At 69.0% G+C, this 14,293-nt stretch carries 17 protein-coding genes; 12 read left to right on the top strand and 5 right to left on the bottom strand.

Features of this window, described 5'->3' with window-relative positions:
• Positions 1-227 (top strand): hypothetical protein (locus tag AB4Z01_RS29665; RefSeq protein WP_441699738.1); only part of this gene is annotated, 227 nt, incomplete at its 5' end.
• A gap of 199 nt (positions 228-426) precedes the next feature.
• Here AB4Z01_RS29665 and AB4Z01_RS29660 read toward each other — a convergent pair.
• Entirely contained in the window at positions 427-1,707 is a 1,281-nt protein-coding gene (locus tag AB4Z01_RS29660; protein WP_441699736.1) for an MFS transporter, read from the bottom strand.
• Between the two features lie 178 nt (positions 1,708-1,885).
• Between AB4Z01_RS29660 and AB4Z01_RS29655 the strand changes: the two genes are divergently transcribed.
• From AB4Z01_RS29655 to AB4Z01_RS29605, 11 genes are all read left to right on the top strand, one after another.
• Positions 1,886-2,269 (top strand): AtpZ/AtpI family protein, encoded by a 384-nt coding sequence (locus AB4Z01_RS29655; protein WP_441699734.1) that lies wholly within the window; start codon positions 1,886-1,888, stop codon positions 2,267-2,269.
• Positions 2,270-2,272: 3 nt separating this feature from the next.
• The gene (locus AB4Z01_RS29650) at positions 2,273-2,995 is read left to right on the top strand and encodes a F0F1 ATP synthase subunit A (protein ID WP_441699733.1); all 723 of its coding nucleotides are present in this window, start codon (positions 2,273-2,275) and stop codon (positions 2,993-2,995) included.
• 65 nt (positions 2,996-3,060) lie between these two features.
• The gene (locus tag AB4Z01_RS29645) at positions 3,061-3,285 is read left to right on the top strand and encodes a F0F1 ATP synthase subunit C (RefSeq protein ID WP_138885868.1); all 225 of its coding nucleotides are present in this window, start codon (positions 3,061-3,063) and stop codon (positions 3,283-3,285) included.
• 67 nt (positions 3,286-3,352) lie between these two features.
• Entirely contained in the window at positions 3,353-3,844 is a 492-nt protein-coding gene (locus AB4Z01_RS29640; protein ID WP_441699730.1) for a F0F1 ATP synthase subunit B family protein, read from the top strand.
• The gene (locus AB4Z01_RS29635) at positions 3,841-4,434 is read left to right on the top strand and encodes a F0F1 ATP synthase subunit B family protein (RefSeq protein WP_441699729.1); all 594 of its coding nucleotides are present in this window, start codon (positions 3,841-3,843) and stop codon (positions 4,432-4,434) included. The genes AB4Z01_RS29640 and AB4Z01_RS29635 overlap by 4 nt, the downstream gene beginning before the upstream one ends.
• 106 nt (positions 4,435-4,540) lie before the next feature.
• Entirely contained in the window at positions 4,541-6,349 is a 1,809-nt protein-coding gene (gene lepA / locus AB4Z01_RS29630; RefSeq protein ID WP_429224989.1) for a translation elongation factor 4, read from the top strand.
• A gap of 88 nt (positions 6,350-6,437) precedes the next feature.
• Positions 6,438-6,749, top strand: a complete 312-nt coding sequence (locus AB4Z01_RS29625) for a hypothetical protein (protein WP_441699727.1) — start codon at positions 6,438-6,440, stop codon at positions 6,747-6,749.
• A 90-nt stretch (positions 6,750-6,839) separates the two neighbouring features.
• Complete coding sequence (locus tag AB4Z01_RS29620; RefSeq protein ID WP_441699725.1) at positions 6,840-7,814, top strand: MBL fold metallo-hydrolase; 975 nt, start codon at positions 6,840-6,842, stop codon at positions 7,812-7,814.
• A gap of 200 nt (positions 7,815-8,014) precedes the next feature.
• Positions 8,015-9,442, top strand: a complete 1,428-nt coding sequence (locus AB4Z01_RS29615; protein ID WP_441699724.1) for an MFS transporter — start codon at positions 8,015-8,017, stop codon at positions 9,440-9,442.
• A gap of 107 nt (positions 9,443-9,549) precedes the next feature.
• Entirely contained in the window at positions 9,550-10,098 is a 549-nt protein-coding gene (locus AB4Z01_RS29610) for a hypothetical protein (RefSeq protein WP_441699722.1), read from the top strand.
• A gap of 20 nt (positions 10,099-10,118) precedes the next feature.
• Entirely contained in the window at positions 10,119-10,310 is a 192-nt protein-coding gene (locus AB4Z01_RS29605) for a hypothetical protein (RefSeq protein WP_441699720.1), read from the top strand.
• 185 nt (positions 10,311-10,495) lie between these two features.
• On the opposite strand, the gene AB4Z01_RS29600 is transcribed toward AB4Z01_RS29605, so the two are convergent.
• The 4 genes from AB4Z01_RS29600 to AB4Z01_RS29585 are packed head-to-tail and all read right to left on the bottom strand — an operon-like array spanning position 10,496 to position 14,286.
• Positions 10,496-11,566: a sulfate/molybdate ABC transporter ATP-binding protein gene (locus AB4Z01_RS29600; protein WP_441699718.1), complete on the bottom strand. Its 1,071-nt coding sequence runs from the start codon at positions 11,564-11,566 to the stop codon at positions 10,496-10,498.
• Entirely contained in the window at positions 11,566-12,456 is an 891-nt protein-coding gene (gene cysW / locus AB4Z01_RS29595) for a sulfate ABC transporter permease subunit CysW (protein WP_441699716.1), read from the bottom strand. The genes AB4Z01_RS29600 and cysW overlap by 1 nt, the downstream gene beginning before the upstream one ends.
• Entirely contained in the window at positions 12,444-13,319 is an 876-nt protein-coding gene (gene cysT / locus AB4Z01_RS29590; protein WP_441699714.1) for a sulfate ABC transporter permease subunit CysT, read from the bottom strand. Before cysT ends, cysW begins: the two co-directional genes overlap by 13 nt.
• Entirely contained in the window at positions 13,282-14,286 is a 1,005-nt protein-coding gene (locus AB4Z01_RS29585) for a sulfate ABC transporter substrate-binding protein (RefSeq protein ID WP_441699712.1), read from the bottom strand. The genes cysT and AB4Z01_RS29585 overlap by 38 nt, the downstream gene beginning before the upstream one ends.
• Between the last annotated feature and the right edge of the window lie 7 nt (positions 14,287-14,293).

Genomic DNA, 14,293 nt, shown 5'->3' with positions numbered 1-14,293 from the left:
GGCCGGAGGTGGCGGAGCTGGTGGAAGCCAGCCGGGCCGAGGTCGCGGTGGCGGCCTTGTGCCGGCGCTGGGGCTATCCGGTGCAGGTGAAGCAGTGGCTGGAGATGGCCGACGAGGCCCTCGAGGAGCTGGGCTTCATTCCGCCGGAGGACGGCGAGGACGATGAGGATCCGCCAGAGCCCCGCTCGGCTGCTCCCGGCCGCCGCAAGCCGCCGGACACGGGCTGACCGCGTAGGTTGGGTTCGCGCTTTGCGAACCCAACATGTCGCCGCTATTGCGGCCCCCCGATCCTGTTGGGTTCGCTGCCGCGAACCCAACCTACGAAATCCGGATTGTTTTTGCCTCTCCCGCCCTGCGGGAGAGGTCGGAGGCGCTTGCGCCTCCGGGTGAGGGCCCTTTGTCGAGGCCAGCCTCCAGCCTCTCAGCCTACCGCGCCGGCACGTCCTCGCAGTCGTCATAGCCCGGCTCGCACTCGGCCTCGTCCTCGGGGCGGATGCGGGGGTCCAGCTCGGCAGGGGCGGGGCTGGATCCGGCGGCCAGGCCGACGAACTGCTCGGCCTCCTCGGCGGCGACCCGGCCGCGGCAGGCCATGCGCCACAGCACGAAGCCGGCGAAGGCCCCGACCAGCACCGCGACATAGACGAACAGGGTGTCCGGCCCGAACCGGTCCATCGCGACCGTCGCCGCCAGCGGCCCGGCGGAGGAGCCGATCGACCACAGGATCAGCAGCGTGCCGGCCAGCGGCACATAGTCCTGCGGCTTGGCATGGTCGTTGGCATGGGCGACCGACAGCGGATAGATCGCCTCGGCCGTGCCGCCCCACAGCGCGAACAGCGCGACCAGCATGCCGAAGCTCCCCGCGGCGATGCTGCCGAGCGCGGCGACGACGGTACAGAGGGCCGCGGCCAGGATCACCCAGCGCCGGTCGATCCGGTCGGACAGCCAGCCCAGCGGCCATTGGCACAGCAGGCCGCCGATCTGGGTCGCCGCCATCAGCGTCGCGATCTCGGCGGTGGAGAAGCCGCGCTGCACGCCCCAYACCGGCGCCACGCCCTGCAGCGTCGCCGCCACCAGCCCGACGACGACGCAGCCGACCGCGCCGACCGGCGAATTGCGGTAGGCCTTGCCCAGGATCGGCCGGATCCGGTGCGGCACGCTGGGGTGACGCGACCGGGTCAGCGTTACCGGGATCAGCGCCAAAGTGAATGCGGCCGAGGCCAGCACGAAGGGCAGCACGTCGCTGGTGTCGAGCACGGTCAGCAGCGCCTGGCCGGCACCCAGCGCCAGCATCACCACGATGACGTAGCTGGTCAGGATGCGGCCGCGCAGATGCCGCGGCGTCAGCTCGTTCAGCCAGCTCTCGGCCACCATGAACAGCCCGGCGGAGCAGAAGCCCATGGCCAGGCGCAGCAGCACCCAGCCGGGCAGGCCGATGGTCCAGGGCAATGCCAGCCCGGCCAGGCAGGAGGCGGCGGCGAAAGCGGAGAAGGCGCGGATATGGCCGACCAGCCGGATCAGCCGGCCGACCACCAGGCAACCGGCCAGGAAGCCGACGGCGCTGGCGGCGACCACCAGCCCGACCCGGTCGGCGGACAGCCCGGCCTCGGTCAGCCGGATCGGCACCAGGATGGCGAAGACGCCCTGGCCGAGCGAGACTATGGTGATGCCGGCGAGGATCGCCGCGACGGCCAGGAGCGGGCTGAGCATGATCGAGACTAGCCTGCCGGAGCGGACCGCCGCCAGCGCCGCCGGCGCAGTTCCGGAAGCCAGGCCGGACGCCGGTCGCGAATGCCGCGGCGCCGGCCGGCTTTGTCGCCTTGACGGGACCCCGGAGCGTCACTAAGGTGCGCGCCGCTTGAGGTGGGGGTGGCCGCCGCCCGAAAGGGTGTCCGACAACGTGACTCAGAACGACCAGAACCCGCTGCCGCACTCGGATTTCGACCGTCGCTTGCGAGAGGCGAAGGCGAAGCTGCCGGGGGCGGGGCGCGAGGCGAAGGGCGGAGGTGATGGGCGCGATGTCGGCCGTGCTGGCATGGCCGCCGGCTTTCGTATCGCGGTCGAGCTGCTCGCCGCGATCGTGGTCGGTGCCGGAATCGGCTGGGGTCTCGACCGATGGCTCGGCACACGGCCCTGGTTGTTGATTCTGTTCTTCATCCTGGGTGCGGTGGCCGGCTTGATGAATGTCTACCGGACCGGCATGGAGCTGGACCGGGCGGCGAAGGCGAAGCGGGCTGCCGAGCAGGCGGAGCGAAACCGGGGCGGGAGATAAGGCGTGGCGTCGCCAACCGAGCAATTCAAGATCGAAAAGATCCTCCACGTCGACATCGGCGGCCTGGATCTCTCCTTCACCAACTCGTCGCTGTTCATGGTGATCGCGGCGGTGGTCGCGTCGGCGGTGCTGTTCCTCGGCGGCAGCCGTGGCGCCCTGGTGCCGGGCCGGCTGCAATCCTTCGCCGAGATGCTGTACGAGCTTGTCGCCAACATGATACGCGACAACGCCGGCAAGGAAGGGTTGAAGTACTTCCCCTTCATCTTCACGCTGTTCATCTTCATCCTGTTCGGCAACGTGATCGGGATCATTCCCGGCACCTTCACCTTCACCAGCCACATCATCGTCACCTTCGCCCTGGCCTTCGTGGTCTTCCTGGGCGTGACGGTGATCGGCTTCGCGCGGCACGGCGCCGGCTACCTGCGGATGTTCTTCCCGCATGGCGCGCCGCTGTGGACCGCGGTGATCCTGGTGCCGGTCGAGCTGATCTCCTACCTGTCGCGGCCGATCAGCCTCTCCGTCCGTCTCTTCGCCAACATGACGGTCGGCCATGTGCTGCTGAAGGTCATTGGCGGCTTCGTCATCGCGCTGGGTGTCGGCGGCATCATCCCCTTCGCCTTCCTGATCCCGCTGACGATGCTCGAGCTCTTCATCGCCGTGCTGCAGGCGTACATCTTCGCCATTCTCAGCTGCGTCTACCTGCACGACGCGCTGCATCTACACTGACGGATCGCTGCCCGCGAACCGTTCCGGTCCCAACCATCCAGACCCCATCCACGAAGGAAGAGAAAATGGAAGTCGAAGCTGCAAAGTTCATCGGCGCGGGCCTCGCTGCGATCGGCATGATCGGCGCCGGCATCGGCGTGGGCAACGTGTGGGCCAGCTACATCGGCGCGCTCGCCCGCAACCCGGCGGCCAAGGAAGAGATCGGCGCCAGCATCTGGATCGGCTTCGCCGTGACGGAAGCCATCGCGCTGTTCGCGCTGATCGTCGCGCTGATCGCGCTGTTCGCCTGACGATCTCGCTGCCTAACGTCATGGGCCGGCCGCAGCCCTAGCGGCCTGGCCCGGCAGGGGGAGTCGGATGCCACAGTTCAATCCCGAGTGGTTTGCGTCGCAGCTGTTCTGGCTCGCGATCGTCTTCATCGCTCTGTACTGGCTCTTGTCACGGCGGCTGCTGCCGCGGTTGGCGGAGACCATCGACCAGCGCGCGGCGAAGATCGCCGGCGACCTGGAGCGGGCAGAGGCTGCGCGCGGCCAGACCGAGGCGGTGGCCCAGGCCTATGAAGCCGCGCTGGCCAAGGCCCGCGGCGAGGCCCAGGCCGCCGTTGCCGCCGCGAATCAGGAGATCGCGGCGCTGACGGCGCGCCGTCAGGCCGCCTTCGCCGCCGAGCTCGCGGCGCGGACCGCCGAGGCCGAGGCCCGGATCGGCAAGATCCGCGCCGATCTCAAGGCCGATGCCCGCGACATCGCCGCCGAGGTGGCCGGCGTGCTGGCCGCCAAGCTGACCGGCACTGCGCCGGACCAGGCCGCGGTGACCGCCGCGGTCGACGGTGCGCTGGGAGGGGCCCGATGAGCGTTCTCGACACCATCGCGAATCAGCTCTTCATCGGCGCCGCCTACGCCCAGGAGGCGACGCACACCGAGCTCCAGCACATCGAGCATGTCGAGGAGCATGGCGGCGAGGCGATCGAGCTGGTGCTCGCCGCGGCGCTGCTGGTGCTGCTGATCCTGCTGGCGGTCAAGGCCCGCAGCCAGATCCTCGGCGTGCTGGACAAGCGCACTGACCGGATCCGCGAGGACCTGGCCGAGGCGGAGCGGCTGCGCAGCGAGGCCGAAGGCCATCTCGCCCAGGCCCAGGCGCGCGAGCGTGAGGCCGTGGCCGAGGCCGCGGCGATCATCGAGCGCGCCAAGCACGATGCCCAGCGCCATCGCGAGAAGGCGGCGGTGGACATCGAGGAGGCGATGAAGCGGCGCGAGGCCATGGCGCTGGAGCGTATCGCCCAGGCCGAGGCCCAGGCCGTGGCCGAGGTGCGGTCGACCGCCGTCAACGTCGCCGTCTCGGCGGCCCGCGAGCTGGTCGGCCGGCAGATCGCCGCCGATCCGGCCAAGGGTTCGGCGCTGCTCGACGAGGCGATTGCGGATCTCGGCGGCAAGCTGCACTGATCCCTGCCGCATCACCGACACGGACGGGCCCGGTTTCGACCGGGCCCTTTCGCTTTGGACCCGGTGCCCTTATGGTCCGGGCCGATCACGTCTCCAGGCGCACCCGATGAGCTCTCCCCAGGACCATATCCGCAACTTCTCGATCATCGCCCATATCGACCATGGCAAATCGACCCTGGCGGACCGGCTGATCGAGCGCTGCGGCGGCATCGAGCTGCGCGAGATGAAGGCGCAGCTGCTGGATTCGATGGACATCGAGCGCGAGCGCGGCATCACCATCAAGGCGCAGACCGTGCGCCTGGGCTACACCGCCAAGAATGGCGAGGCCTATCAGCTGAACCTGATGGACACGCCCGGCCATGTCGACTTCGCCTATGAGGTCAGCCGGTCGCTCGCCGCCTGCGAAGGCTCGCTGCTGATCGTCGACGCGTCGCAGGGCGTCGAGGCGCAGACGTTGGCCAATGTCTACCAGGCGATCGACGCCAACCACGAGGTGGTCCCGGTCCTCAACAAGATCGACCTGCCGGCGGCGGAGCCGGAGCGTATCCGCCAGCAGATCGAGGACGTGATCGGCATCGACGCGTCCGACGCCGTGCTGATCTCGGCCAAGACCGGCATCGGCATCGACGACGTCCTGGAGGCGATCGTCCACCGCCTGCCGGCGCCGAAGCAGGCCGACCCCGAGGCGCCGCTGAAGGCGCTGCTGATCGACAGCTGGTACGACCCCTATCTCGGCGTCGTCATCCTGGTGCGGGTGGTCGAGGGCACGCTGAAGGTCGGCCAGAAGGTCCGCTTCATGGCGACGGGGGCCGCGCGCGAGCTCGACCGCGTCGGCTATTTCACGCCCAAGGCGGTGCAGGTGCGCGAGCTGGGCCCCGGCGAGGTCGGCTTCATCACCGCCGGCATCAAGGAGATCGCCGAGACCAAGGTCGGCGACACCATCACCGAGGACCGCCGCCCGGCCGCGAAGCCGCTGCCGGGCTTCAAGCCCTCCGTCCCGGTGGTCTGGTGCGGCCTGTTCCCGACCGACGCCAACGACTTCGAGCGGCTGCGCGACAGCCTGGGCAAGCTCGCCCTGAACGACGCCAGCTTCCATTTCGAGGCCGAGACCTCGGCGGCGTTGGGCTTCGGCTTCCGCTGCGGCTTCCTGGGCCTGCTGCACCTGGAGATCATCCAGGAGCGGCTGGAGCGGGAATTCGACCTCGACCTGATCACCACGGCGCCGTCGGTGGTCTACAAGCTGCTCATGACCGACGGATCGGTCATGGATCTGCACAACCCGTCCGACATGCCGGACGTGATGAAGATCGACCGCATCGACGAGCCCTGGATCAAGGCCACGATCATGCTGCCGGACGAGTATCTCGGCGGCATCCTGCAGCTGTGCACCGAGCGGCGCGGCGAGCAGGTCGAGCTGACCTATGTCGGTGGCCGGGCCATGCTGGTCTATCGCCTGCCGCTGAACGAGGTGGTGTTCGACTTCTACGACCGACTGAAATCCATCAGCCGCGGCTACGCCAGCTTCGACTACCAGATCGATTCGTACCGCGAGGGTGACCTGGTGAAGCTGTCGATCCTGGTCAACCAGGAGCCGGTCGACGCCCTGGCCATGATCGTCCATCGCAGCCAGGCCGACCGCCGCGGCCGCCACCTATGCGAGCGGCTGAAGGACCTGATCCCGAAGCAGCTGTTCAAGATCGCCATCCAGGCGGCGATCGGCGGCAAGGTGATCGCCCGCGAATCGCTGGCGGCGCTGCGCAAGGACGTGCTGGCCAAATGCTATGGCGGCGACATCAGCCGCAAGCGCAAGCTCTTGGACAAGCAGAAGGAAGGCAAGAAGCGGATGCGCCAGTTCGGCGAGGTCGAGATTCCGCAGAGCGCCTTCATCGCCGCCCTGAAGATGGGCGACCAGTAAGGAGCCTGGAGGGGAACCACTCTGCCGTCTCGCTGTTGCCTTCAGGCATCCCTCGCGATGCGCACCGCAACTCCGGGAGGGGCCCGCCATGGCGACCGAGATCGAGCCGGTGATTGTCTATGAGGAGGACGGGCGGCAGAAGCTGTTCAGCCGCGCCGACGCGCTGGTGGACTGGCTCGGCTCCTTGTTCCAGACCGTCTCCGACGACCGCAGCCTTGAGCATGAGCGGGCTGGGATGAAGCGCGAGGAGTTGCTCGGCGAAATCGACGCGCTGCTGGCCGCCCTCAAATCCGACATCGCCGCCGGCAAGCCGCGGATCAGCCCGGCGACGCGGACCGAGGCCGCCGGCCTGGTCGCCGCCTTCCGCACCGTGCATCCGCCGACCGGCAAGCTCCCCTGATTCGTCGCCAATTCGTTTCCGCTGCGTTCGCGCTGCGTTTCGGTTAGCCTTTCCGGATCGGGTCCAACCCGACTCACCCGGAGACCTGCCATGCCGCTCGACCGCCGCCGTTTCCTGGCCTCGGCCCTCGCCGCCCCGGCCGTGGTGCCGCTGCTCGGTTCCCTGCCGCGCCCCGCCCTGGCCCGGGCCGTCCCGCCCGCCGGACCGGTCGCCGGCCTCTACCGTTTCAAGGTCGGCGCCTTCGAGGTGACCAGCATCAATGACGGGATGCTGACCCTCGCGCTCGACCAGTTCCCCGCCGCCGACCGCGCCGGGGCCGAGGCGCTGCTGCAGCGCGCCTTCCAGCCGCCCGCGGCGATCCCGACCGCGGTTAACGCCTATCTGGTCAACACCGGCGACCGGCTGGTGCTGATCGACACCGGCACCGCCACGGCGATGGGGCCGTCGCTCGGCAAGGTCGGCGCCAACCTCAAGGCCGCGGGCGTCGACCCTGCCGATGTCGATCTGGTGGTGCTGACCCACATGCATCCGGACCACGCCAACGGCCTGGTCGACCCGGCCGGCACCGCCGTCTTCGGCAAGGCCCATCTGGCGGTGGCGGAGGCGGAATACGGCTTCTGGACCGATGACGGCATCCTGTCCCAGGCGCCGGCCGGGGTGCAGCCCTTCTTCCACATGGCCCGGGCGGCGGTGAAGCCCTATGCCGGGCCGGACCGCATCAGCCGCTTCGGCAAGGAGGCCGAGATCATCCCCGGCATCCGCGTCCTGGCCGCGCCGGGCCACACCCCGGGCCACAGCATGGTCGAGGTCACGTCCGGCAGCGACCGGCTGCTGATCTGGGGCGACATCGTGCACGCCGCCTCGCTGCAATTCGCCAAGCCGGACTGGGCGATCAACTTCGACACCGACCAGCAGCTCGCGATCGCCAGCCGCAAGCGGGTGCTGGACCAGGTCGCGGCCGATCGGGTGCTGATCGCCGGCGCCCATCTGGCCTTCCCCGGCATCGGCCATGTCGGCCGGGCCGGTGAAGGCTACGAGTTCGTGCCCGCCTTCTGGCAGTCCTGAGGCTTGCACCAGCGGCCCAAACCATTGATCCGTCGTGGCGAGCCCCGAAGAGAGCGGCGTCCAGGCCGCTCGCTCCGGGCACGGCCGGCCTGCGACCGATTGCGCCGTCCCGGCTGATACGCCGTCAGGGCATTGGTCGCGGCCAGCCGGCGCCGCGATGATGCGCCCGCCGGAGGGGGCCGGTCCGGGAAGGTGCCGACATGGACATGATGACGACGAAGCCTGCGCGCGCCGTGCCGGTCGTGCACCCGGACGGGCTGCCGGTGCCGCGCCGCTACGGCGCGATGCTGACCATGTCGATCGCCATCGCCGTGTCGGTGCTGGACATCGCCATCGCCAACACCGCCCTGCCGACCATCGCCGCCGACCTGCAAGCCAGCCCGGCCGCCTCGGTCTGGGTGGTCAACGCCTACCAACTGGCGCTGGTGATCTCGCTGCTGCCACTGGCGGCGCTGGGCGAGATCATCGGCTACCGCACCATCTATATCGGCGGGTTGGCGCTGTTCACCGTCGCTTCCGTGGTCTGCGCCATGGCCTGGTCGCTGCCCAGCCTGACCGCGGCGCGGGTGCTGCAGGGCTTCGGCGCCAGCGGCATCATGAGCGTGAACGCGGCGTTGATTCGCTTCATCTACCCGACCCGGCTGCTAGGCCGGGGCATCGGCTTCAACACGTTGATCGTCGCCATCTTCTCCGCCCTCGGCCCGACGGTCGCGGCCGGCATCCTGGCCGTCGCCTCCTGGCAATGGCTGTTCGCGATCAACCTGCCGCTCGGCCTGATCGCCCTGGCCGTGGCGGTGCCGACCCTGCCGCACACCGCGCGCTCGGGCCATCGCTTCGACGCGGTCAGCGCGCTGCTGAACGCCGGCGCCTTCGGCCTTCTGATCGTCGCCGTGGGCGAGGCCGCGCATCGGGCCTCGGTGCCGGAGGTCGGGCTGGAGCTCGCCGCCGCCCTGGCCTTCGGCTGGCTGCTGCTGCGCCGTCAGGCGAAGCATCCGGCGCCGATGCTGCCGCTCGACCTGTTCCGGCGGCCGATCTTCGCCCTGTCGGCGCTGACCGCCGCCTGCTCCTTCGCCACCCAGGGCCTGGCCTTCGTGGCGCTGCCCTTCTATTTCCAGACCGTGCTCGGCCGCAGCGAGGTCGAGACCGGCCTCCTGATGACGCCCTGGCCGCTGGTGGTGGCGGTGATGGCGCCGATCGCCGGCCGGCTGTCGGACCGCTACTCCGCCGGCGGCCTGGGCGGCATCGGCCTGGCCATCCTGTGCGCCGGCATGGCGCTGCTGGCCATGCTGCCGCCGGACCCCAGCGTGCCGGACATCTGCTGGCGCATGGCGCTGTGCGGCTGGGGCTTCGGCTTCTTCCAGGCGCCGAACCAGAAGGCGCTGCTGGCCTCGGCCCCGCCGCACCGCGCCGGCGGCGCCAGCGGCATCGTCGCCCAGGCCCGCCTGCTGGGCCAGACCGTCGGCGCCGCGCTGGTGGCCCTGTGCTTCAGCTTGGCCGGCAGCAGGGGCGGGCCCGTGCTGGGCCTGGCGGTGGGCGCCGGCTTCGCCGGCCTGGCCAGCGTGGCCAGCTTCCTGCGGCTGATGCATGACGACCCCAGCCGCCGGCCGCAGCGGGTGGAGTCGCGCTGACCTTGCAGAACAGGGGATCTCCAGCGGTCCGATCGATCTCATCGTCGAGGCAAGGATGATGAGCTACCATCGGTGCTGACGATTCATTCTGATGCCGAGGCAAGCCTATGCTTGCGCACGAAGCTCTTGGTAAGCATTTTCTGGAGTGGGTTAAAAAGGAAGCAAGCGCCGAAGAGGATGCGGCCAAGACGATCAGTGCACCGATCGCGGTTTTGGGTTTGAACGGTGTGCTGTTCGGCCTGATGGTCGGTCTCGTAAAGGACACGCCTCGCGATTTCTACGTCATCGTCTTGCTGGCGCTATTCATTGTCTCGCTGTCGTTCATGGCGATGTCATTGGAACGCATCGTCGTGGCCATTCGAGCCGCGGACTATGCGACACCGCCGGACGAGGAGAAGATGATCGAGCACATCGTCGGTGAAGAATACCATCTGATGCATGAACTGGGTCTTGGTGAAGCGGAAGCAAAGCAGCGGCTGGAGAAGTACGTCGGCAAGCTGTATCTCGACGCGTACGCTGTGATGATCAAAACCAACAGGGCCGTCAACGCCAAGCGAACCACCGCCCGTTCGGATGCCATTGTGCACGGGTGTGGCGCGTTGGTGGCGACCTTCGCATCCTTGATGTATCTTGTCGTGAGGGCTCTGGCTGCCTAGCTGTGGGGCAGGAGATGGACATGACGGTGAATGAGCGACTGCTGCGGCATGACCAGGAAGGCGTGATCCAGGAGGAGGCGAAGCAGCCTCCTCGGCGGACGCCTGCGCCTGAGGTGCAGTTTTTCATCTACGGGCCCCGTCTGCCTTGGGTGGACGAGACCAAGCTGAAGGGTGTGCGCCCCGAAGACGCCTTCGAGAAGGTCCAAGGCTGACAAGCCGGCGACCGGCACCTCCTCCGGTCAACAGCCCGCACAGCAGGCCGCGGCGCCAATTCCGCCTCGCACTCCGGCGCGCATTGTCGGCGTCCTCAAAAAGAGCATCGATTGGTCCTCGGGATCCGGTCGCGGCTGATACGCCGGTCTGACCATCAATCGGCGACGGCTTTCATTCGCCGGCCCTACCGCTCCGCCGCGAAGACGAAGGGCGGCGGCAGGCGCAGCGTCACCGAATCGCCGATCGACAGTGCCGGCAGGTCCGGGCTGTAGCGGTCGGCCTCGATCCGGATCGGGTTGGGGGACAGCGGCGTCTCCGCCTCCACCGTCACCGTGGTGGCGCTGTGCAGCACCCGCCGGGCGGTGCCGGGCACCAGCCCGTCTCCCGTCGTCCCGGCCGGCAGCAGCCGGATGGCGCGCGGCCGGATGTCGGCGATCGCTAGGGCGCCGATCGCGAGGTCCCCGGTATCGCCCGGCAGGCGCAGGCCCGTGACCTCGACCACATTCTTCTCCACCACCGTGCAGGGCAGGCGGTTGACGTCGCCGAGGAAGCTGGAGACGAAGGCGGTGGCCGGGGCGTCGACCAGTGCGGCCGGATTGCCCTGCTGCTCGATCCGCCCGTCGCGAAGCACCACCACCTGGTCGGCCAGCTCCAGCGCCTCCTCCTGGTCGTGGGTCACGAACAGGCTGGTCAGGCCGGTGCGGTCGTGCAGCTCGCGCAGCCACACCCGCAGCTCCTTCCGCACCTTGGCGTCGAGCGCGCCGAAGGGCTCGTCCAGCAGCAGCAGCTTGGGCTCGATCGCCAGCGCCCGGGCCAGGGCGACGCGCTGGCGCTGCCCGCCCGACAGCTGGCGCGGATAGCGCCGCCCGAGGCCGGGCAGCTGCACCAGCTCCAGCAGCTCCTCCACCCTTCGCGAGATCTCGGCCTTGGCCGGGCGGGTGGCGCCGGGCCGCACCTGCAGGCCGAAGGCGATGTTGCCGAACACCGTCATGTGCCGGAACAGGGCATAGTGCTGGAACACGAAGCCTATGCGACGCTGGCGGGGCCGCACGGCAGCGATGTCGGCGCCGTCGACCAGGATCTGCCCGGCATCCGCGCGCTCCAGCCCGGCGACGATGCGCAGCAGCGTGGTCTTGCCCGAGCCGGAGGGGCCGAGCAGGGCGACGAAGGCGCGGTCCGGCACCTCCAGCTCGATGCCGTTGAGCGCATAGACCGGGCCGAAGCGCTTGGTCAGGCCTTGGATGGCGATCGGCATCAGCTCTCCGCGGAGTCGAAGCGGTCCGACCGGAACCGCCATTCGAGCAGGGTCTTCAGCACCAGCGTCACCAAGGCCAAGCCGGCCAGCAGCGAGGCGACGGCAAAGGCGCCGACGAAATTATACTCGTTGTAGAGGATCTCGACCTGCAGCGGCATGGTGTTGGTCTGGCCGCGGATATGGCCGGAAACGACCGAGACGGCGCCGAACTCGCCCATTGCCCGGGCGTTGCACAGCAGCACGCCGTACAGCAGCGCCCATTTGACGTTGGGCAGGGTGACCCGGAAGAAGGTCTGCCAGCCGCTGGCGCCCAGCAGCACCGCCGCCTCTTCCTCGTCGGTGCCCTGCTCCTGCATCAGCGGGATCAGCTCGCGCGCCACGAAGGGCAGGGTGACGAAGATGGTGGCGATCACCAGACCGGTGACGGTGAAGATCACCCGGATGCCATGCGCCTCCAGGAACGGCCCGAACCAGCCGTTCGCGCCGAACAGCAGCACGTAGATCAGGCCGGAGATCACCGGCGAGACCGAGAAGGGCAGGTCGACGAAGGTGGTCAGCAGGCTCTTGCCCGGGAACTCGAACTTGGCGATCGCCCAGGCGGTGGCCAGGCCGAAGATCGTGTTCAGCGGCACGGCGATGGCCGCGACGGTCAGGGTCAGACGGATCGCTGCCAAAGAATCGTCGCTGCCGATGCCCTCGAGATAGGCGTCGATGCCGCGGCGCATCGCCTCGGTCAGCACCACGGCCAGGGGCAGCACCAGGAACACGCCGAGGAAGATCACGGCGATGGCGATCAGCGCCAGGCGGATGCCGGCCGGCTCCTCCCACGGCCGCTCGGTGGGCTTCAGCCGGGTGCGCGCCGCCGCCAGCGTACGGGTCAGTCCGCCCATTTGCGGCTCCAACGCTGCAGCAGGTTGACGACCAGGATGATGACGAAGGAGGCGGCCAGCATCACCGCGCCGATCGTGGCGGCGCCGGCATAGTCGTACTCCTCGAGCCGGATCACGATCAGCAGCGGCGCGATCTCGGACACGCCCGGAATGTTGCCGGCGATGAAGATGACCGAGCCGTATTCGCCGACCGCGCGGGCGAAGGCCAGGATGAAGCCGGTCAGGATCGCCGGCGACAGCAGCGGCAGCACCACCCGCCACACCACCTGCCAGCGCCGGGCGCCGAGCGTGGCGGCGGCCTCCTCGATCTCGCGGTCGAGGTCCTCCAGCACCGGCTCGACCGTCCGCACCACGAAGGGCAGGCCGATGAAGACCAGCGCGATGAAGATCCCGGGCGGCCCGAAGGCGGCCTTGATGCCGACCTGCATCAAGGGCCCGCCGAGCCAGCCCTTGGGCGAGTACAGCGCGGCCAGCGCGATGCCCGCCACCGCCGTCGGCAGGGCGAAGGGCAGGTCGATCAGCGCGTTCATCAGGGGTCGGCCCCAGAAGCGGTAGCGCGTCACCACCCAGGCGACCAGGGTGCCGAACACCACGTTCACCGCCGCCGCCGCCAGCGCCAGGCCGAAGCTGACCTTGAGCGCCGCCAGGGTGCGTTCCGAGGACACCACCCGCCAGACGCCCTCGACCCCGAGCTCCCAGGGTCGGATGACCAGCGCGACCAGCGGCAGCAGGACCAGGAGCGCGAGATAGGTGAGGGAGAAGCCGAGGGTCAGCCCGAATCCCGGCAGCACGCCGACATGGCGCGCCGCCGGGGGTGGAGTGTCCCTAGCCCTTTCGGTAGATCTGATCGAAGGTGCCGCCATCCGAGAAGTGTGCCTGTTGGGCCTTCTGCCAGCCACCGAAGAGATCATCGATGGTGAACAGATTGATCGCCGGGAAGCTGTCCTTGTACTTCGCCGCCACGTCGGGCGACCGCGGCCGGTAGAAATTCTTGGCCGCCAGCTCCTGCCCTTCGGGCGAGTACAGGAATTCGAGATAGGCCTGGGCCACGGCGCGGGTGCCGCGGGCGTCGACCACCTTGTCGACCACCGCGACCGTCGGTTCGGCCAGGATCGAGACCGACGGCACGACGATGTCGAACTCGTCCGGCCCCAGCTCCTTCACCGCCAGGAAGGCCTCGTTCTCCCAGGCGATCAGCACGTCGCCGATGCCGCGTTGGACGAAGGTGGTGGTTGAGCCGCGGGCGCCGGTGTCCAGCACCGGGACATTGGCGAAGATCTTCCGCACGAAGTCCTGGGCCGTCTGATCGCTGCCGCCGGGCTGCTTCAGGGCATAGCCCCAGGCGGCGAGGTAGTTCCAGCGCGCCCCGCCCGAGGTCTTCGGGTTCGGGGTGATCACCTGGACGCCCTCCTTGGCCAGGTCGGGCCAGTCCTTGATCCCCTTCGGGTTGCCCTTGCGCACCAGGAACACGATGGTCGAGGTGTAGGGCGCGCTGTTGTTCGGCAGGCGGGCCTGCCAGGCCTTGTCGATCAACCCCTTGTTGGCGATCGCGTCGACGTCGTAGGCCAGTGCCAGAGTGACGACGTCGGCCTGCAGCCCGTCGATCACCGAGCGCGCCTGGGCGCCGGAGCCGCCATGCGAGGCCTCGATGGTCAGGGTGTCGCCGGACTTCGCCTTCCACTGCTCGGCAAAGGCGGCGTTGACCTGCTTGTACAGCTCGCGCGTCGGGTCGTAGGAGACGTTGAGCAGCTTGATGTCGGCCGCATGCGCCGTGGCCGCAGCCAGCGCGATGGCCGCCGCGGCCAGCAGCCGAGTGGTCATGAACCGCATGACTCGA

Source organism: Inquilinus sp. YAF38 (assembly GCF_052113205.1).
Classification (GTDB): domain Bacteria; phylum Pseudomonadota; class Alphaproteobacteria; order DSM-16000; family Inquilinaceae; genus Inquilinus.
This window is presented reverse-complemented; position numbering and strand designations above follow the sequence as displayed.